17 protein-coding genes are annotated in these 19,055 nt (G+C 57.8%); 13 read left to right on the top strand and 4 right to left on the bottom strand.

Translation table 11 applies throughout. The features are described from left to right. Window positions 1-82: 82 nt before the first annotated feature. The 4 genes from ACFFIY_RS05110 to ACFFIY_RS05095 form a co-directional block, all read right to left on the bottom strand. Window positions 83-1,087, bottom strand: a complete 1,005-nt coding sequence (locus ACFFIY_RS05110) for a FecCD family ABC transporter permease (protein ID WP_354195661.1) — start codon at window positions 1,085-1,087, stop codon at window positions 83-85. Further along, window positions 1,080-2,078, bottom strand: coding sequence for a FecCD family ABC transporter permease (locus tag ACFFIY_RS05105; protein WP_354195663.1), 999 nt, complete (start codon window positions 2,076-2,078; stop codon window positions 1,080-1,082). Before ACFFIY_RS05105 ends, ACFFIY_RS05110 begins: the two co-directional genes overlap by 8 nt. A gap of 96 nt (window positions 2,079-2,174) precedes the next feature. After that, the gene (locus tag ACFFIY_RS05100) at window positions 2,175-3,113 is read right to left on the bottom strand and encodes an iron-hydroxamate ABC transporter substrate-binding protein (RefSeq protein ID WP_354195665.1); all 939 of its coding nucleotides are present in this window, start codon (window positions 3,111-3,113) and stop codon (window positions 2,175-2,177) included. Further along, complete coding sequence (locus tag ACFFIY_RS05095; protein WP_354195667.1) at window positions 3,110-3,907, bottom strand: ABC transporter ATP-binding protein; 798 nt, start codon at window positions 3,905-3,907, stop codon at window positions 3,110-3,112. Before ACFFIY_RS05095 ends, ACFFIY_RS05100 begins: the two co-directional genes overlap by 4 nt. A 140-nt stretch (window positions 3,908-4,047) precedes the next feature. Here ACFFIY_RS05095 and ACFFIY_RS05090 point away from each other — a divergent pair, with 140 nt between their 5' ends. The 13 genes from ACFFIY_RS05090 (at window position 4,048) to ACFFIY_RS05030 (ending at window position 19,035) form a co-directional block, all read left to right on the top strand. After that, a complete protein-coding gene (locus tag ACFFIY_RS05090) occupies window positions 4,048-5,103 on the top strand; it encodes an NAD(P)/FAD-dependent oxidoreductase (protein WP_354195669.1) in 1,056 nt (351 codons plus the stop codon). A 382-nt stretch (window positions 5,104-5,485) separates the two neighbouring features. Then, window positions 5,486-6,328: a MurR/RpiR family transcriptional regulator gene (locus ACFFIY_RS05085; RefSeq protein ID WP_354195673.1), complete on the top strand. Its 843-nt coding sequence runs from the start codon at window positions 5,486-5,488 to the stop codon at window positions 6,326-6,328. A 36-nt stretch (window positions 6,329-6,364) separates the two neighbouring features. Continuing rightward, window positions 6,365-7,189, top strand: a complete 825-nt coding sequence (locus ACFFIY_RS05080) for a GNAT family N-acetyltransferase (protein ID WP_354195675.1) — start codon at window positions 6,365-6,367, stop codon at window positions 7,187-7,189. 40 nt (window positions 7,190-7,229) lie between these two features. Then, window positions 7,230-8,363, top strand: a complete 1,134-nt coding sequence (menC, locus tag ACFFIY_RS05075; RefSeq protein WP_354195677.1) for an o-succinylbenzoate synthase — start codon at window positions 7,230-7,232, stop codon at window positions 8,361-8,363. 85 nt (window positions 8,364-8,448) lie between these two features. Beyond that, a complete protein-coding gene (locus ACFFIY_RS05070) occupies window positions 8,449-9,528 on the top strand; it encodes a YkvI family membrane protein (RefSeq protein WP_354195679.1) in 1,080 nt (359 codons plus the stop codon). Window positions 9,529-9,776: 248 nt separating this feature from the next. Next, window positions 9,777-10,457, top strand: a complete 681-nt coding sequence (locus ACFFIY_RS05065) for an N-acetylmannosamine-6-phosphate 2-epimerase (RefSeq protein WP_354195681.1) — start codon at window positions 9,777-9,779, stop codon at window positions 10,455-10,457. Between the two features lie 39 nt (window positions 10,458-10,496). Continuing rightward, window positions 10,497-11,363 (top strand): N-acetylneuraminate lyase, encoded by an 867-nt coding sequence (locus ACFFIY_RS05060; protein ID WP_354195683.1) that lies wholly within the window; start codon window positions 10,497-10,499, stop codon window positions 11,361-11,363. Between the two features lie 215 nt (window positions 11,364-11,578). Beyond that, entirely contained in the window at window positions 11,579-13,072 is a 1,494-nt protein-coding gene (locus ACFFIY_RS05055; protein ID WP_354195684.1) for a sodium:solute symporter family protein, read from the top strand. Between the two features lie 18 nt (window positions 13,073-13,090). Then, window positions 13,091-14,782: an FAD-binding protein gene (locus tag ACFFIY_RS05050; RefSeq protein WP_354195686.1), complete on the top strand. Its 1,692-nt coding sequence runs from the start codon at window positions 13,091-13,093 to the stop codon at window positions 14,780-14,782. A gap of 89 nt (window positions 14,783-14,871) precedes the next feature. Continuing rightward, the gene (locus ACFFIY_RS05045) at window positions 14,872-15,822 is read left to right on the top strand and encodes an ROK family protein (protein ID WP_354195688.1); all 951 of its coding nucleotides are present in this window, start codon (window positions 14,872-14,874) and stop codon (window positions 15,820-15,822) included. A 47-nt stretch (window positions 15,823-15,869) separates the two neighbouring features. Next, window positions 15,870-16,709: a MurR/RpiR family transcriptional regulator gene (locus ACFFIY_RS05040; RefSeq protein WP_354195690.1), complete on the top strand. Its 840-nt coding sequence runs from the start codon at window positions 15,870-15,872 to the stop codon at window positions 16,707-16,709. Window positions 16,710-16,736: 27 nt separating this feature from the next. Continuing rightward, on the top strand, window positions 16,737-17,915 hold the full coding sequence (gene nagA, locus ACFFIY_RS05035) for an N-acetylglucosamine-6-phosphate deacetylase (RefSeq protein WP_354195692.1): 1,179 nt from the start codon (window positions 16,737-16,739) through the stop codon (window positions 17,913-17,915). 223 nt (window positions 17,916-18,138) lie between these two features. After that, complete coding sequence (locus tag ACFFIY_RS05030) at window positions 18,139-19,035, top strand: DNA-3-methyladenine glycosylase family protein (protein WP_354195694.1); 897 nt, start codon at window positions 18,139-18,141, stop codon at window positions 19,033-19,035. Window positions 19,036-19,055 lie beyond the last annotated feature (20 nt).

Raw genomic sequence — 19,055 nt, 5'->3', positions numbered from 1 at the left:
ATTCCGTGAAGCGTTATCTTTATCTGCCGAAGCGTTATCTTTATCAAGCAAAGCGTTATCTTTATCGACAAAAGCGTTATCTTTATCCCCGGCGCATCAAATACAGGAAGTACGGGGCGCCGATGAGGGCGACGATGATGCCGGCCGGGACGGTGAATCCGGCGGGGAGTGCGTGGCCGATCGTGTCGGCGGCGATGAGCAGGACGGCGCCGATGAGCATCGCGACCGGCAGGAACCGTTCATGGCGCGGTCCGGCGAGTGCGCGGGCGATGTGCGGCGCCATGAGGCCGATGAACGCGATGTAGCCGGTGATCGAGACGGCGGCCGCTGCAAGCGCGACAGCTGCAGCCAGCAATAAAAACCGGGTGCGCGCGAGCCGGACGCCGAGGCCGATCGCCGATGGTTCGGCGAGAGCGAGGACGTTCAGCGTATTTGAGCGGAAGTAAACGAGCGGCACAAGCACCACGACCCACGGCAGCAGGGCGAGGACGAACGGCCAATCGGCCCCCCAGACGCTTCCGGCGAGCCATTCGGCGATGAAGAGCACGTCCTGACGCTCCGCGCCGGAGATCAGGATCATCATCGCACCCGAAAGCGCCGAGGCGAAGCCGATCCCGACCAGCAGGAGGCGGACCGGCATGATGCCTCTCCCTTTTTCCATCGAAAACAGCCAGATGAGCGCTGCCGTGGCGATCGCTCCTGCAAATCCGACGGCGGGCAGGAGAAACGCGTAGTTAGGCAGGTTGCCGCCAGCAAACAAGTAAAACACCGTGATCGCAATCCCGGCGCCGGAATGGATCCCGATGATGCCGGGATCCGCCAGGTCATTGCGGGTGACGGTCTGAAGCAGGGAGCCCGACACCGAGAGCGCCACCCCGGCAAGTGCCAGCACGGCGACGCGCGGCATCCGCAGGTCGAACAGAACGAATGTTTCCTTCGGCGATCCCTGGCCGAACAGCACCGGCAGAATCCGGTCGACCGTCAAGCCTGCGGCGCCTGTTGACAGCGCAGTGACGACGGCGATGATAAACAGTCCTGACAGGATGACCGTCCACCTGACCGGGTGCTTTTGAGTGCGGTTACGCATGCCCGAGCCCCCCTTTGCGGACGATGATGAGGAAGAACGGCAGTCCGATCAGCGCCGTGATGGCGACGACCGGCGTCTCAAACGGCGCATTGACAAGACGGCCGGCAAGATCGGCCAGCACCATGAACACAGCGCCGATGATCGCGCTTATCGGGATGATTGCCCGGTAGTCGGCGCCGGCCACCGCGCGAACGAGATGCGGAATGATCAACCCGACGAACGCGAGGTTGCCGACCAGTGCGACAGCCGCCCCCGCAAGCAGTGCGGTGATGGCCATCATGATCGTTTTGATCAAAAACACACGCTGGCCGAGTCCGACGGCGACGTCTTCCTGGAGGCTTAAAATCGTCAGTTGGCGGCTCACGAGCACCGCTCCGACGAGGCCGGCGACGATGAACGGGACGACGATGAGTGAATCGGGGGTCGTCCCCATGAGCCCCCCGGCCGTCCACATCGAAACGTCTTTGGAAATCTGAAACACGATGCCGGTGCCGTCTGCAACCGCCTGGAGAAATGCCGTGACGGCGGCGCCTGCGACAACGAGGCGCATTGCGGACATGCCGCCCCGGGACGAAGCACCAATCGAAAAGACGATCGCCATGCCGGCAGCCGCGCCGATGAAGCAGGCGGCGAGGATGCCAACCCGGGTGATGCCGGGAATGAGCGCAAGAGACAGGGCGAGTGCCGCGTTGGCGCCTGAAGTGAGACCGAGCAGGCCGGGATCGGCGAGCGGATTTCGCGTGACCCCCTGCATGACGGCACCCGCGACGGCCAGCGCCGCGCCGGTAAACACGGCGGCCGTCACGCGAGGGATGCGGAGTTCGCGCAGCACCGATGCATGCTCGCCGCCGCCTGAAGTGACCGCGAGCCAGACGTCGCGGATGCCGGTGTCGGCTGCCCCGAGTGTGAGTGCCAGCACAAATGCGGCCGCCAGCAACAGGGCGCCGAGGATCAGCTGTATCGGAATTGGAAGAAGTCTTCTTTGGGACATGGCAGACCATCGCTTTCTATTGAAATCAAAACGGGCGGTCCCGCTCCGGTGTTCATACCGGCCGGACCGCCCGACTTGTCATTCCCGGCTGAGGGTTTATTTTTCGCCGAGAAATTGCTCTTCAAAGAATTTCAGTTGATCGTCCAGCGTCAAGGCATCGTTGAAGTAAGCTTTCTTGGCGTTGGCTTTGATCAGGCGCCCGTTTTTCACCGCGTCGATGTCCTTGAACCAGCCGGCGTCCATGAATGACGTGTCCTGGTCTTCCGCGAGGCTCATGATGACATAGTCGCCCGTATAGTCGCCGAGCACTTCCTGGGAGATGGCGAAGTAGCCGGGTTCAAGCGCAACTTCCTTCACTTTTTCCGGCATTTTCAGGCCCATTGCCTGGTAAAGGATTTCCGTGCCGCGCCCCCAATTGTCTCCGAACAGGTAAAACTGCTTTTCAAAGTTCTCGACAACGGTGACGGTGGCATCTTCGCCGATCTTTTCTTTGATCTTCTTGCCGGCCGCGTCGGCGCGCTGTTTAAAGCCGTCCACCCATTCAGTTGCTTCCTTCTCTTTATTCACGACTTTCCCGATTTCGATGTGCTGCTGGAGGTAGTCATTCTTTCCGTACGTGAACAGGACGGTCGGGGCGATTTTCTCCAGCTTGTCTGCATTCTCAATATTGTTGAGGCCGATGATGAGATCCGGCTCCAGTTCCAGGATTTTCTCCACGTCATCATTTGTGACGACTTCCGCATCCTTCAGCGCGTCCTGGAAATTCGGGTTGTCGGCGGACCAGGAGTCGACGCCGACAATCGGGACGCCGAGCTTGATCAGATCGCCGGCATAAGAGGCCAATACGACAACACGTTGCGGATCTGCCGGTACTTCCACCGGACCGGTTTCGGATTCATAGGTAATGGTTTCGGCGGATTGGCCCGCTTTGCCTGCTTGTTCTTTGTCACCGGACGTGTTGCCGGATTTGGAACCGCAGGCGGCAAGCGCGATGGCGGTGATCAGGGCGATGGCGAGCAGCAGTGTTTTCTTCATGTGGGTTGGTCTCCTTTGATCAGGTCATAGGTGATGCAGAGCGGTGCGTGGGTCCGGGGGTCCCGGGCGATGACGGCGTCGATGTTGAACACTTCTTTGAGGACGTCCGGAACGAGCACGTCCTCCGGGGTGCCCGCCTTGACGAGACGCCCCTGCGACAGGGCGATCAGGTGATCGGAAAACCTGGCGGCCTGGTTCAGGTCATGAAGGACCATGACGATCGTGCGTTCTTCCTTGCGGTTCAGCTCCTGCAGCAACTCCAGAATCTCCAGCTGATGCGCCATATCCAGATAAGTCGTCGGCTCATCCAGGAAAATGATGCCGGTGTCCTGAGCGAGCGCCATGGCGATCCAGACGCGCTGGCGCTGGCCGCCGGAAAGGGCATCGACGGGCCGGTCCCGGAATTCGGCGGTGCGCGTGACTTCAAGCGCCCAGTCGATCATCCGCCGGTCTTCTTTGGAAAGCCGGCCGAAGCCTTTCTGGTGGGGGAAACGGCCGTAGGCAACGAGTTCTTCAACGAGCAGTCCGCCCGCACTTTCCGGCGTCTGGGGAAGGATGGCCATCTTGCGGGCAAGCGCCTTCGTCTCCATGGAGCGGATGTCCAGGCCGTCGAGTGTCACGGAACCGCCCTGGTGGGGGATGATCCGGGTGAGCGCCTTCAGCAGCGTGGACTTTCCGCAGCCGTTTGATCCGATGATTGTCGTGATCTTGCCGGCGGGGAATGAAATATTCATGCCGTCGACGATGACGGCGGAATCGTACCCGACCCGGACATCTTCTGCGAGCAGTTGCATACAGGTTGCTCCTTTCCTTCGAATGCGAACCGTGGTATAGTAATTGATATTGGTTCTCAGTGAGAATGATTTTCAATTTCAAATGATAGAGCGAAACAAGACGCATGTCAAACGTTTTCTGAAGCGAAGGAGGAATCGGAATGCACAAGGCGACCGTGAAAGATGTGACGATCATCGGCGGCGGGCCGGCCGGGCTGTACAGTGCCTTTTACAGCGGGCTTCGCGGAATGGATGTCCGGCTGATCGAGGCGAGGGAAGAACTGGGCGGCAAAGTGTGTCTGTTCAAGGAAAAGATGATCTGGGATGCAGGCGGCCAGCCGCCGGTTCAGGGCGGGGTATTTGCAGAGCAGCTCATCGCGCAGGCGGAGACGTTCGGCCCCGAGCTGCTCACCGGCAGGAAAGTGACCCGTATCCGGCGCGACGGGGACGGTCTGTTTCTCATCGAGGCGTCGGACGGCGTGACTTATCCTTCGCGTTCGATCATCATGGCAAACGGCGGCGGCATCGTCACGCCGCAGAAACTGAAGCTGTCGGGCGCAGCCGCGGCGGAGATGGACAACTTGTTTTATACCGTTCCGTCCATCGCGCAGTTCCGCGGCCAGACCGTCCTCATTTCCGGAGGAGGCGATGCGGCGGTCGACTGGGCAGCCGAATTTCTCGGGATCGCGAAGGAAGTCATCCTTGTCCACCGGCGCGAGAATTTCTGTGCCCACGAAGCTCAAGTGGAGAAAGTGCGTGAAGGCGGCGCCAGGGTCGTGTTGAACGCTGCGATCCACCGGCTCATCTCAGACGGGTCCAAGGAGAGGATCGAATGCGTGGAACTGCGGGATTCCGCAACCGGCGAGGAATTCCGGCTTGCCGTCGATTCGGTGCTTGTAAGCCACGGGTTTGAAATGGACTCGGAACTCGTGTTTGAAGAGGCGTCCGAACCGGTGCGGGAAGACGGCCACTTCTTCATCGGCACGGCATCAGCGGACACGACGGAGCCGGGCATCTTTGCCGCCGGCGACTGTCTGAAGTACACCGGCAAAGTGAATCTGCTCGTCGGCGCTTTCCAGGATGCAGTCAATGCTGTCAACCGGGCAAAGACATACATCGACCCCGACTCACATGAGCGTGGCATGGTTTCCTCGCACAACGAACGCTTCAAAGAACGCAACCGCCAGATCATCCGGCACATCGCCGGGGTGGAATGAACAAAGAACAGCCGGGGCATCCTTCGCCCCGGTTTTTTTCATGTTCTTCAATCCGCCATCCGGAAGTCTCTTCCTATATAGATGCGCGGTTTCCAACCGACCCTGCCCGTGCCAATGCGTCCGTGTTCCATGAATCCGTTTGCAAACCGTTGACAGTGCTGAATTCATCAATTTGTTTAAATAAAATATTCAGAAATATATTGCATTACCGTGTTTCAGGTGATATCGTATTAACTGCTTGAAGGATTTCCTTCACACATGCCGGCTCTTTGCAGGATTTCCGTCAAACGGAAATTTCGCGCCGGACGGTAAAGCCCGTCTTACATAATTCAGTGATGGTTTTATAAAATTGAACGGGGTGGAACGGATGGTCTTGAAGGGGATGATCCAGCGGGAGATGCTCAGGCTTCCGCGGGGACAGCGGAAAGTGGCGGAGTATGTAATGCGCCGGCCGCATGAAGTGGCGGTGTGCTCGGGGCAGGAACTGGGGGATCGCACCGGCACAAGTGAATCGACGGTGATCCGGTTCAGTTACAATATGGGGTACACCGGCTATCCCGCGATGCAGAAGGCGATCCGGGAAGAGCTTTATCTGCCGGAATCGAGTTTTTCCCAGTACCAGGAAGAAAAGCTTGCGATCGGAGAAGAAAGCAGGCTGTATGAAAAAGTGATGGAACAGGATCTGAAGTCGATTTCGGAAACAGCCCGCCAGATCGATCCGCATGATATGGAAATTGCAGTCCGTGAGCTGGCGACGGCGAAAAATGTGTCGGTCCTCGGGCTCAGGGCTTCCTACCCGGCCGCGAACTGGCTGAAGCTCATGCTCGGAATCGTGCGGGACGACGTGAGCGTCATGAGGCCGCAGGCGGAGGACCTCGTCCAGGAAGTTTGCCGGCTCAATGAACATTCGGTCGTCGTCGTCATCAGCTTCCACCGGTATTTGCGGGAAACTTTGCTGATCACAGAGCTTGCGAAGAAAAAAGGCGCATTCGTCATCGGGATTTCCGATTCGCCGATGGCCCCGGTATCGGCACACTGCGATCTCGTGTTTGCCATCCAGTCGCCGGGTCTGACGACGATCGACAAGGCAGCACCGCTGTTTTCGTTCATGAATGCGCTCGTTGCAAGCATCGCCGTGAAAAATCCGGCCGAAGTGCGGAAACGGCAGGAACTCGTCCGTGAACTCGACAGCGGGTTTTATTTCCTGGAGGGCTTTGAAGCATAATTACATAGAAAATGGTTTCGGAAAGGGGAGGGACAGATGGAAGAAGCGCAGCGAAAGCCGGTGATCCGGCCGTTTGCAACAAAAGAAGAAATGGCCCAGGTGGCGGTGCTGGAAAAGGCGGTCTGGGGCATGGACGCGACGCCGGTCCATCAGCTTTATACCGCCGTCAAAAACGGCGGCATCCTCCTCGGTGCATTCGACAGGGACCGGGCCGTCGGTTTCCAGTACAGCTTTGCCGGATTTGACGGGAATCGCGCTTATCTTTGCTCCCATATGCTCGGCATTTTGCCGGAATATCGGCATTCGGGACTCGGCGCGGATATGAAGCGGGTGCAGGCGTCCATTGCGCGTAACCTCGGCTACGACCTCGTGCGGTGGACGTTCGATCCGCTTGAAAGCCGCAATGCCTACCTCAACATCCGCAAGCTCGGCGGCGTCGTCGGGACCTACATCGAGAACTGCTACGGCGAAATGACCGACGAACTCAACGCCGGGCTGCCGACGGACCGGTTTGAAGTCGACTGGTGGGTCCGCGGACAGCGCGTCACGGACGGCCTCCGGGCGGAACCCGCAGAACCGGCACGTCCGTTTGAGATTAATCTGACGGGGGCGGGGCTTCCGGTGCTGGAGGCGGACCGGCTCGTCTTGCCTGAAAGCCGCGCCTTCTCGGTTCCCGTGCCGGCCCGGTTCCAGGAGCTGAAGAAAAGCGATGCGCCGCTTGCCCTCGACTGGCGGTTGAAAACGCGCGAGTTGTTCCTTCGGGCGTTTGAGAACGGATATGTGCTGGAAGATGTGGAACGAAGGGACGAGAAAGTGAATGAGTATGTGCTGAGGGTCAAGGATGAAGTGCCGCTCGGCTAAGTATTGTTTCTTGTCGGTTATTCTAAAGGAGAGATCATTAATGAAAATTCAGGAAATCCGGATGCGTCATATGGAAATGCGGATGAAAAATCCGTTCACCACAAGCTTCGGCACGATGCAGGATAAACCGTTCCTGCTTGTGGAAGTGCGGGATGAAGAAGGCAACTCGGGATGGGGGGAGTCGGTCGCATTCTCGCATCCGTGGTATGCAGAGGAGACGGTCGAGACGAACGCCCATATGATCCGTGACGTGCTGAGCCCGCTGCTGCTCGGAAAAGACATCAGCCACCCCGATGAAGTGAGCGAGATCTTCGCCGGCATCCGCCGCAACAATATGGCGAAGTCGGCGATCGAAGGGGCGGTCTGGGACCTGTACGCCAAGCGGGAGAAAATGACGCTCGCCGAAGCGCTCGGCGGCACGAAAGACAAGATCGACGTCGGTATTTCGATCGGCGTGCAAGACAGTGCGGAAGCGATGGTCGAGACGGTCCGCGGCTTCATCGAAGAAGGGTACAAGCGCATCAAGATGAAGATCAAACCGGGCGCGGATGTAGAGATTGTCCGGGCGGTCCGCGAAGCTTTCCCGGAAGTGCCGCTCATGGCGGATGCCAACTCGGCGTATACATTGGACGATGTCCCGTTGCTGAAGGAGCTCGATGAGTTCAACCTGACGATGATTGAGCAGCCGCTCGCACACGATGATATCATCGACCATGCCAAGCTTCAGGAAGCGATCGAGACGCCTGTGTGCCTAGACGAAAGCATCCATTCGCTGGAAGACGTCAAAAAAGCGGTGGAACTCGGCAGCTGCCGAGTCATCAACGTGAAGATCGGCCGCGTCGGCGGGCTCACCGAGTCGCGGAAAATTCACGACTACTGCATGGAAAAAGGGATTCCGCTTTGGTGCGGCGGCATGCTGGAGTCGGGCATCGGGCGGGCGCACAATGTGGCGCTCACGACACTGCCGAATTTCGTCCTGCCGGGCGACACGGCCGGCTCGTCCCGCTACTGGGAAGAAGACATCATCGAACCGGAAGTCGTTGCGGTCGACGGGGAAATCACCGTCCCGTCCGGCTATGGCATCGGCTATGAACCGGATTTGAAGAAGATCGACAAATATACGGTCAGTGAAGAAGTGTTCACCCCGGAAACCTCGGGTGCAGAGCAGGCATGACCGGCGGAAACGGTGCTTTCGGGCACCGCTTCCTTTAGCCAACCATTGACGGAAAATTTAAACACTGGAGCGGAGGGAAAGCCTTATGAAAGACAGCATCAAAATCGGAGCAGCATTCGCCGGGCTGGTCATCGGCGCAGGCTTTGCCTCCGGACAGGAAATCCTGCAGTTCTTTACAAGCTTCGGCTACTGGGGCATTGCGGGTTCGATCGTAGCAACGGTGCTGTTTGCATTCGTCGGCGCGAATCTGGCCGGGCTCGGAAGCCGGATGAAGTCGGTTTCCCATAAATCGGCCATTTACAAGATTTGCGGAAGGCCGCTCGGCGTGTTCGTCGACCTGGTCATCACGTTTTTCCTGTTCGGGGTGGCGGTCGTCATGTTCGCGGGGGCGGGTTCCCTGTTTGAGGAGCAATTCGGCATTCCGGCGGCAGCCGGCAGTGCGTTCCTCGTGGTCGCCGCGGTGCTGACGGTTCTGCTCAATGTCGAGAAAGTCATTTCGCTGATCAGTGCCATCACGCCGTTCCTCATCCTGCTCGTCGTGATCCTTGCAGGCTACTCAGTCCTGACGGCGGATCTGTCGCTTGCGGAAATTCCTCGGCTGGCGGCACAGCAGGACTCCGCGGCGCCGAACTGGCTCTTGAGCGGCGCACTGTATGTTTCGTTTAATATCGCCTGCAGTGCGTCGATGCTCTTCGTCATGGGGGGGACGGAGAAAAATCCGAAAGTCGCCGCGATGGGCGGGGCGATCGGGGGGACGATCCTCGGTTTGCTCATCCTTCTGCTGAATGTGGCAATGCTGGCGAAGATCGACATCACGGCCGGTGCGCAAATGCCGACGCTTGCACTTGCATCGCAGATTTCCCCGGTGCTGTCTTACGTGATGGCGTTCGTCCTGCTTGGCATGATCTACAACACCGCGGTCGGCATGCTTTATTCGTTCACCGCACGGGTGACGGAACCGGGGACAGCCCGCTTCAAGGGAGCTGTCGTCGGCGTCGGCATCGCCGGGTTCGGCCTGAGCTTCATCGGCTTCGTCAGCCTGGTCGGCACGCTTTATCCGATCACGGGCTATCTCGGATTCGCCCTCATCGGCGCAGTGCTCGTCCACTGGCTCCGCTCGGTTCTCGGGCGGAGTGCAGCCGGAACGGTTCTGACAAAAGGCTGACAGGCGGATGGGGATGAATTCAAATTATTTCGGAAGACCGGTTCCTTTTGGAGCCGGTCTCTTTTTGCGTCTGGGACAAGGGTATGATTGGCGGGTGTCAATTTTCGTTCTGATTTTGACACTGAATTATCAACGTGTTATATTTTGAACGTGAAATCGTTTTCTCTTTGTTCACAACATTTCTATCGCGCGTGGCATACTACGGCCACGCCGCGATATTTTAGCCAGTCAGGAGATGGAGTCGAAACATGGACGTTTTGGATAAGATCCGCCGCTCGCTTGTCGTCTCGTGCCAGGCGCTCGAGGATGAGCCGCTTCATGATTCCTACATCATGGGCAAAATGGCGCTTGCCGCGAAAATGGGCGGTGCCGCCGGAATCCGTGCCAACACGGTGAATGACATCCGGGCGATCAAGCAAGAAGTCGACCTGCCGATCATCGCCATCATTAAAAAGGATTACCCGGACAGCCCGGTGTTCATCACGCCGACGCTCGAAGAAGTGCGCGCGCTGCATGAAGAAGGCGCCGACATCATCGCGTTTGACGCGACCGACCGCGTCCGTCCGGGAGGGAAGGAATTCTCTGAGTTTTTCCGGGAAGTGAAAGCGGCGTTTCCGGGTCAGCTGTTTATGGCGGATACGTCGACCGCAGACGAGGCGGTGATGGCTGCAGAAGCGGGTGTGGACATCGTCGCCACGACGCTCGCCGGCTATACGCCTTACTCGGAGGGCGCGGTTCCGCTTGATGTGCTCCGTGAAGTCGTGGAGAGGGTTTCTGTGCCCGTCATCGCAGAAGGCAATCTGGACACGCCGGAAAAAGCGGCGCAGGCCCTGTCCATCGGTGCCCACGCCGTGGTCGTCGGCAGCGCGATCACTCGTCCCCAGCTCATCACGAAGAAATTCGCCGATGCGATCGGCGCTCAGAACTGAATTCGGTCAAAAACTATTACTGGAATGGAAGGTGTAATCATGAACGGCATTTACACAGCGCTCATCTGTTCATTTGATGAAAAAGGCAAGGTCAACGAAGCGGGTCTCCGGGAGATCGTCCGCCACAATATCGACGTCCAGCAAGTCGACGGACTTTATGTGAACGGCAGCTCCGGCGAAAACTTCCTCATGTCGGCTGACCAGAAGAAAAAAGTCTTTGAGATCGTCAAAGATGAAGCGAAAAACGACGTGAAGCTGATCGCCCAGATCGGCGCACTCGACATCGACGAAGCGATCGAGCTCGGCCGTTTTGCCACAGAGCTCGGCTACGACGCCGTTTCCGCAGTCACACCGTTCTATTACCGTTTTGATTTCGACGAGGTCCGCGATTACTACAACACGATCCTCGAACAAGTCGACAACAAGATGATCATCTATTCGATTCCTGCACTTACGGGCGTTTCGATGAGCCTCGGCCAGTTCGCCGAGCTGTTTGAAAATGAAAAGATCATCGGCGTGAAATTCACTGCACCGGACTTCTTCCTGCTTGAGCGGATCCGCCATGCGTTCCCGGACAAGCTCATCTTCTCCGGCTTTGACGAAATGCTCCTCTCCGCAGCCGTGCTCGATGTGGACGGCGCAATCGGCAGCACATTCAACGTGAATGGCCGCCGTGCGAAGCAGATCTTCGAACTTGCGCAGGAAGGACGGATCAAGGAAGCTCGTGAAATCCAGAAAGTGACGAACGACCTGATCGCCGACATCCTCGCCAACGGCTTGTACCAGACGATCAAGGAAATCCTGAAATCCCGCGGCGTCGACGCCGGTCTCTGCAAGAAACCGATGAAAAACCTCGACGCAGACCGTGTGAAAAAAGCACAGGAAATCGCCAAGACGTATCTTTGACGCTCCGGCGGGATAAAGATAACGTTTAACCCGATAAAGATAACGCTTCGTCGGATAAAGATAACGTTCCGCCAGATAAAGATAACGTTCCATCGGATAAAGATAACGTTCCGCAAAATCAGACCTAGCGCACCATCCATTCAAGAACACATGCTGCCCTGCAGTCTCGGGGAAGGCCTCGTTCCATTAAATTAACTCCAAAGGGGGGAATCACATTGGACGGTAAGTTTGCAGTCATCGACTACGTCATCTTGTTCGCCTACCTGCTGTTTATCCTGTATGTCGGCATCGCCGTTGCGAAAAAGGAAATGCGCGGGAAGGAATTTTTCAAGGGGGACGGCTCGATCCCGTGGTGGGTCACGTCCGTCAGTTTGTTTGCAACACTGCTCAGCCCGATTTCATTTCTGTCGCTCGCCGGGAACTCGTATCTCGGATCGTGGGAGCTTTGGTTCGCCCAGCTCGGCCTGTTCATTGCCGTACCGGTCGCGATCTACTTCTTCCTTCCGGTCTACCGGAAGCTGAATCTGGACACGGCTTATGAGTATTTGGAGCGCCGGTTCGATGTGAAAATGCGGATGATCGGCAGCATTCTCTTTATCGTGTACCAGATCGGCCGCATGTCGATCATCATGTACCTGCCGGCCATCGCACTCAGCGCGGTCACGGGCATCAATACCGTGCTGATCATTCTCTTCATGGGTGTGATCGCTACGATTTACTCCGCTTTTGGCGGCATCAAATCTGTGCTGTGGACGGACTTCATCCAGGGGGTTGTGCTGATCGGCGGCGGCATCTTTGCCCTGATCTTCCTGCTGTTCTCCATCGACGGGGGCATCGGAGAAGTGGTGCGCACCGGTACCGACAACGGGAAGTTCTTCACGGACATGCCGGTGTTTGACCCGAACTTCGTCAATAACAGCATCCTGCTTCTGATCGTCGGAGCCGGGCTGTCGACGGCGTTCTCTTATATTTCAAGCCAGGACATGGTCCAGCGTTACCTGACAACGGATGATCCGAAGGAAATGAACAAAATGACGTTCATGAACGGATTGCTGTCTCTTGGCACGGCCACTCTGTTCTTCTTCATCGGGACTTCGCTCTTTACGTTCTATTCACAGCAGGGCGGTGCGATGCCGGAGGGCAAGGGCGACCTGATTTTCGCCAACTACATCGTCAGTGAACTGCCTGTCGGGATTTCCGGGCTGTTGATTGCCGGATTGTTTGCAGCGGGCCAGTCGACTTTATCGACGGGTCTCAACAGTGTGGCAACCAGCTGGACGCTTGACATCCAAAGTGTCATCAAGCCGGGGATGAGCGACGAAAAAAGCACAAAAATTGCTCGTGTCGTTTCTGCGCTTGTCGGCGTGTTCTCGATCGCATTTGCCATCGTGCTCGCCTACTCGGACGTCAGCTCCGCCTATGAATGGTTCAACGGGCTGATGGGCTTGGCACTCGGGATCATCGGGGGGACTTTCACGCTTGGCGTCATGACGAAAAGAGCCAATGCGAAAGGCGCCCTGCTCGGATTTGCTGCCACCACGGTGCTGGCGATCTACATTTCCTACTTCACGGATATTTCGCTTTGGGCCTATTCCATCATCAACCTGTTCGCTTCGCTGATCTTCGGGTATGGCTTCAGTCTTCTTTTCAAGCAAAAAAGCAAGGCGCAAGAGGAAGAACTGACTTACTACGATAAAGTCAAAGCGTAAATTTAGAAGGTGAATGAAATGAACATCCAGCGGATAATCGAAACCGACGTCCTCATCGCGGGCAGCGGGCTGGCCGGCATCAAGTCTGCCAAGGAACTGGCGGAAGAAGGGCACAAGGTCCTGCTTGTCACGAAGACGAAAGTCGCGTCCGGATCGAGCTTCTTTCCGCTCAAGGCGTCGCTCGGCACCCAAGTGACGAAAGACCGCGCGGATGAGCAGGTGTTCCTCGGTGACATTGAACAATTGAGCCGGGGCATGCACCGCCGGGACCTCGCCGAAATGTACGTCCGGGAAATTCCGGACCGGGTGAAGGAATATCCGGAAATCGGCGTGGATGCGAAGAAGCTCCACGGAGAGCGGAAAGCCTGCTTCGCTCCGAACGCACGTGATATCTACCTTCTCAGCGACTGGGATAAAATCCGCGGCAATGTCCGGGGAATCTTCTCGGAATTCGACAATCTCCGGGTGATGGAGCGGACGATCGTCCTCACCGTGCTGGAAGACTCAGGGCGGGTCGCCGGAGTGGTCCTGCTTGATCCGGACAACGAGCTTGTACTGGTCCGCTGCAAGGCGGCCATCCTTGCGACCGGCGGATTCGGCTCGATCTATAAGCACAACCTCAATCCGAACGACGTCGACGGATCCGGCCATATTCTGGCGCTGGAAGCGGGCGCCGAGCTTGTGAACATGGAATTCATCCAGTTCATCCCGGGCATCACGAGTCCGAAATACAAGACACTGTTCGGGGAGCATACGCTCACTTATTGTCAAGACATCATCGGACCGGACGGAAAGAGCCTGCTCGATCCCGAACTGCCGATGGACTTAACGAAGCGGGAATGCCTCGACATCCGGAGCACCCACGGGCCATTCACCCATTCGCTGCCGTCAAAACACTTCGACATCGCGATGATGAGACGGATCATTGAAACGGGCAACGAGGACGGGTTCCGCCTGCAGTACGATCCGGCGATCTATGAAAATGAAGAAGAGTTTTACACCGTTTATCTGGACTGGCTCAAGGAGCGGGGCATCGATCTGGCAAAGGATGAAATCCGGATTGCCCCGTTCGCCCATGCCAGCAACGGCGGCGTGTTCATCGACACCAAAGGCCGGACGGGTGTCGACGGCCTGTATGTGATCGGCGAGCTCAGCTGCAACATCGAAGGCGCCAACCGGCTCGGGGGCAACTCGACCGGCGCCTGCATGGTGTTCGGCAAACGGGCGGCGGACGACTGCGGCCGCTATGTCCGGCAAGCGGATCCGGGCCGGACGGATGAAGAGGCGGCGGAAACCCGGCTGTCCGACATGTTCGGCTCTGCCGTCTTGTTCACGGACGAACAGGCGGAGACCGCTGCGGAACATGCCCGGCACGCCGTTGAGCGCATCCGGGAGGTTCTCTGGTACAACGCCAACGTTGTCCGAAGCGAAGAACGGCTTGCTGCGGCGAGGGAGGAAATCCGGCTGCTCGGAAAAACCGTTGATACCGGCGTTCTGTTTTCCCGCCCGGAACTCAGGAAGCTTGCTGTCCGGGCCCGCAATTTCCTGAAGCTGTCCGATGTTCTTCTGCTTGCAATGTCGGAGCGGCGGGAAAGCCGGGGTGCCCATTACCGGGAGGACTTCCCTGAAGAAAATCCGGCATTCGGCCGGCGGTTGTTCGTTTCGCTGGACGAAGACGGCCAGCCGGTGGCGGAATTCCGAGCACAGTGATGCAGGCATAGAAGATTCCACCGGCAAGACCTGTTTGCCGGACGGCCCGGAAAGTCCTCATCGGCTTTCCGGGCCGTTTGTTTTTAAAGATGGATTATAATGAAGAGAACGAGGTGAGCGAGATGATGATCGGAGTTGTGGACATTGGCGGCACATCGATCAAATACGGGGTCCTGAACGAAAAAGGCGAGCTGCTTTTTCATGCGTCGGTGCCGACCGAGGCGGAAAAAGGCGGAGCCGCAGTGATCAGGAAGGTGTGCGGACTCGGTGATGAACTGAAGGAGCGGTTTCCGATTGAGGGGATGGCGATCAGTTCCGCCGGCCAGATCGACAATCACAAAGGGGAGGTCGTGTTTGCGACAGATAATATTCCGGGCTACACGGGTATGGACATAACAGGAACCGTGCGCCGGCACACCGGGCTTCCCGTGGCGGTGGAAAACGACGTGAACTGTATGGCGCTCGGCGAACACTGGAAAGGCGCAGCGCGGGGACTCCGCGATTTCGTCTGCCTCACAATCGGCACGGGAATCGGCGGTGCGCTGTTCCTTGACGGAAAGCTTTACACCGGTGCCCGCTTTTCTGCCGGTGAAATCGGGCATCTGTGCCTGTATCCGGGCGGAAAGCCGTGCACGTGCGGCAACCGCGGCTGCTATGAACAATATGCGTCGAGCACTGCGCTCTCCCGTCTCGCTGCGGAAACATTCGGTCCGGACACCGGCCTCCGTGAATTTTTCGGCCAAGTCAGATCCGGCGACGGACAGGCGACGGCCTTGTTTAATCGCTGGGTCGACGACCTGACGACGGGTCTCCAGTCGCTCGTCCATATTTTCAATCCAGAAGCGATCATCATCGGTGGCGGCATTTCGGAACAGGGAGATCTGCTCACCGGGGCGATCCGGGAGTCGCTCGACGGGAAAATCATGCCGAATCATCGAAGGTCGCTTGAAGTTCGCGCGGCAGAGCAGGGCAATAAAGCCAATCTGCTCGGGGCCGCCGCGCACTTTTGGGCAGGCCGGGAAAGCGGCGGAGAGTCATGACGGCAACGGTTTCTGGAACGATTCGCGAACAGGGGAGGAAGCTTGCAATGAAAACCAGTCCGGCCACGGGCATCCGGCCGTCCATCGTCATGGAGCAGCACAAGCACAGCTTCACGAAATCGGAGAACAAGATCTATCAGTATATATTGGACAACCCAAAACAGGTGATTTACCACTCGCTGACCGAGTTTTCGGATGCGAGTGGCGTGGCGGAGGCGACCGTCCTCCGGTTCCTGCGAAAGCTCGGCTACAAGGGATTCCAGGATTTCAAGTTTTTATTGGCGCGTGAAGTGGCGGCGGAATCGGAGGAGGAGCAGGAGGAGACCTATGTTGAGCGCATCCGGAACAACATGGTCCGTGCACTGGAGGACACCTATGAAGTGATTGATCCGGTGGCCCTCGAAGGCAGCATCGGGGCGATCCATGCCTCGGATGACGTTGTCATTTTTGGGATCGGTTCTTCAGGGATCGCGGGGCTCGACATGCAACACCGGCTCATGAGGATCGGCAAGAATACGCAGGTCGTGACCGACTCCCACTTCCAGGTGATGCGGGCGACGTCGCTGGATTCAAAGTCGGTCGTCGTGGCGATCAGCTTGTCGGGCGGGACGAAAGACATCGTCGACACCGTCCGCATCGCCAAGGAACGGGAAGCGACGATCATCGTCATCACCAACTATGTGAAGTCGCCCCTCACGAAATACGCCGATTATATCCTTCTGACATCTGCGAAGGAAAGCCCGCTCAACAGCGGCTCCCTCGTCTCAAAAGTGACGCAGCTGTACTTGATCGACCTGATCTGCACCGGCGTCACGATGAAAAACTACGAATCGGCGGAACACGTGAAGAGGGAAGTGTCGGAGAACATCTCGGACAAACTGTATTGACGGGAATTTGCGGAAAGGATGAACGACATGAGCAGCTTGATCATCAGCAACGTGACCATCTGGGCGGAGGACGGGGAGATTCCGGGCGGATCGCTCCTCATCCAAGACGGAAAAATTGCAGGAGTCTACCGCAGCCGGCCGGCCGGTCTTCCGGAAGAAATTGAAGAAATTGACGGCGGCTCGATGAACGCACTGCCGGGGTTCATCGACGGCCATATTCACGGAGCGGACGGTGCGGACGTCATGGACGCCACCGAGGAAGCGCTGGACAAGATGACCGGTTTTCTTCCGGGGGAAGGGACGACCGCGTTCCTTGCCACCACGATCACACAAGCGCACGAACAGATCGAGCGGGCGCTGGAAAACGTGGCGGCTTATCCGAACCGCCCCGGACGCGCAGAGATCGTGGGCATCCACCTGGAAGGCCCGTTTGTCGAAAAGTCGAAGGCGGGCGCCCAGCCGGCAGAATACATCATCGAACCGGACACGGAACTGTTCTGCAAATGGCAAGACCTGTCCGGCGGCCGGATCAAGACCGTGACGATGGCGCCGGAGCATGACCCGTCCGGCGAATTCATCCGGGAACTCACTGACGGCGGCGTCGTCCCGTCCGCGGGCCATACCGGAACAGGATTTGCCGGCTTGAAAAAAGCCGCCGGCCAAGGCGTTTCCCAGGTCACCCATCTGTGCAACGCCATGTCCGGCATCCATCACCGGGACGTCGGTGTTGTCGGCGGGGCCTTCCTGCTTGGCGAACTGAAGGCGGAACTGATCGCCGACGGCATCCATGTGTCGGCGGAAATGCTGCAGCTTATCGCCGACAACATCGGCCCCGATCGTCTCCTGCTCATCACCGACTCGATGCGGGCAAAAGGACTCTCACCCGGCGAATACGAACTCGGCGGCCAGCCTGTCCACGTCACGGATGACCGGGCCGTCCTCGCCGACGGAACGCTCGCCGGCAGCATCCTGAAAATGAACGAAGGCGCCCGCCGCCTGCTCGGCTTGAATGGCATCACGATGCGCGACATCATCAACATGGCCTCCGCCAATCCCGCCCGCCAGCTCGGCCTGTTCCACCGAAAAGGCAGCATCCGTCCCGGCAAAGACGCCGACATCACGATCGTCGACGACGACCTGAACGTGAAGTGGACGATCTGCCGCGGGGAAGTCGCGTACGAGGGGCTTGAAAAAGCGACAGATTAAGCGGTCCAGCTTCAAAAAGGATTTACCAATGGACAGTTCAGTATTTCTGGGCTGTTCTTTTTTTAGCTCAAGTAAGCCATTCATCATTGTCAGGAAAGATAGATGTGCGTCTTCAAGAAGATTTCCAACAAGAGCCTCGTTCCAATTTTCAGCAATATCCACATTCGGAGGGCTTATGGAGCTGGTACAGTATGCGGTAATATGGTAATTGAGGTGATGGAGCATGGCAGAACAATTAGTGATTCCGGCACCCGGCGACTTCAGTTTCCCGGAATGCCTGGCTTACCTCATGCGCTCCGCCGACGAGTGCATGTTCCGGGTTGAAGACGGGGTGGTCACGCGTGCGTTGGAAGTTGAGGGGGAGCCGGTCATTTTCGGCATGAGCGATCATCCTGACGGGGTGGCGGTCCGGTTTCTGGACGGTTATCGGCCCGCCGGACAGACGGGAATGGATAAGGTGGCCGGATACGTCCGCGACTGGCTGGATCTTGACCGCGATCTCCGGCCGTTTTATGAACTGGGGGAGGGGGATCCGATCCTGCGCGAAGCGGTCCGAGAACACCGGGGCCTCCGGGTTGTCGGAATTCCGGATCTGTTTGAGACGTTCGTCTGGGCGATCCTCGGCCAGCAGATCACCGTCGCATTTGCATATGTGCTGAAAAAGCGGTTTGTCGAGACATTCGGGACTGCCGTGGAAGCCGGCGGACGCACGTACTGGATTTTTCCGGAAGCATCGAAAGTCGCGGGTCTCGAGCCCGGAGTCCTGAGGGAACTAAAAATCACCGGTCGCAAGAGCGAATACATCATCGGCACCGCCCGGTTGATTGCGGACGGGGAGCTGACGAAAGAAGGGCTTCTCGAATTGAGGGACGACAAGCTGATCCAAAAAGAGCTGACCGACATCCGGGGAATCGGTCCATGGACGGCGAACTATTTGCTGATGCGCTGCCTCCGGTCGCCGGATGCCTATCCGGCGGCGGACGTCGGGCTGCACAATGCGCTGAAGCTCGCCGCCGGGATGGACCGGAAGCCGACACTTCCGGAAGTCGAGACATTCGCGGAGCCGTGGACAGGCTGGCGGGCGTATGCGACGTTTTACCTTTGGCGGCTGCTTCATTGAAAAGAAAAAAGCGGTTCCGG

This window comes from Bhargavaea ullalensis (assembly GCF_042432615.1).
GTDB lineage: Bacteria > Bacillota > Bacilli > Bacillales_A > Planococcaceae > Bhargavaea > Bhargavaea ullalensis.
This window is presented reverse-complemented; position numbering and strand designations above follow the sequence as displayed.

Excerpts from the sequence above, each read along its gene's own strand:
- ACFFIY_RS05110 (WP_354195661.1), bottom strand. The coding sequence starts at position 1,087 with ATGCGTAACCGCACTCAAAAGCACCCGGTCAGGTGGACGGTCATCCTG.
- ACFFIY_RS05105 (WP_354195663.1), bottom strand. The coding sequence starts at position 2,078 with ATGTCCCAAAGAAGACTTCTTCCAATTCCGATACAGCTGATCCTCGGC.
- ACFFIY_RS05100 (WP_354195665.1), bottom strand. The coding sequence starts at position 3,113 with ATGAAGAAAACACTGCTGCTCGCCATCGCCCTGATCACCGCCATCGCG.
- ACFFIY_RS05095 (WP_354195667.1), bottom strand. The coding sequence starts at position 3,907 with ATGCAACTGCTCGCAGAAGATGTCCGGGTCGGGTACGATTCCGCCGTC.
- ACFFIY_RS05090 (WP_354195669.1), top strand. The coding sequence starts at position 4,048 with ATGCACAAGGCGACCGTGAAAGATGTGACGATCATCGGCGGCGGGCCG.
- ACFFIY_RS05085 (WP_354195673.1), top strand. The coding sequence starts at position 5,486 with ATGATCCAGCGGGAGATGCTCAGGCTTCCGCGGGGACAGCGGAAAGTG.
- ACFFIY_RS05080 (WP_354195675.1), top strand. The coding sequence starts at position 6,365 with ATGGAAGAAGCGCAGCGAAAGCCGGTGATCCGGCCGTTTGCAACAAAA.
- menC (WP_354195677.1), top strand. The coding sequence starts at position 7,230 with ATGAAAATTCAGGAAATCCGGATGCGTCATATGGAAATGCGGATGAAA.
- ACFFIY_RS05070 (WP_354195679.1), top strand. The coding sequence starts at position 8,449 with ATGAAAGACAGCATCAAAATCGGAGCAGCATTCGCCGGGCTGGTCATC.
- ACFFIY_RS05065 (WP_354195681.1), top strand. The coding sequence starts at position 9,777 with ATGGACGTTTTGGATAAGATCCGCCGCTCGCTTGTCGTCTCGTGCCAG.
- ACFFIY_RS05060 (WP_354195683.1), top strand. The coding sequence starts at position 10,497 with ATGAACGGCATTTACACAGCGCTCATCTGTTCATTTGATGAAAAAGGC.
- ACFFIY_RS05050 (WP_354195686.1), top strand. The coding sequence starts at position 13,091 with ATGAACATCCAGCGGATAATCGAAACCGACGTCCTCATCGCGGGCAGC.
- ACFFIY_RS05045 (WP_354195688.1), top strand. The coding sequence starts at position 14,872 with ATGGATTATAATGAAGAGAACGAGGTGAGCGAGATGATGATCGGAGTT.
- ACFFIY_RS05040 (WP_354195690.1), top strand. The coding sequence starts at position 15,870 with ATGAAAACCAGTCCGGCCACGGGCATCCGGCCGTCCATCGTCATGGAG.
- nagA (WP_354195692.1), top strand. The coding sequence starts at position 16,737 with ATGAGCAGCTTGATCATCAGCAACGTGACCATCTGGGCGGAGGACGGG.
- ACFFIY_RS05030 (WP_354195694.1), top strand. The coding sequence starts at position 18,139 with ATGGCAGAACAATTAGTGATTCCGGCACCCGGCGACTTCAGTTTCCCG.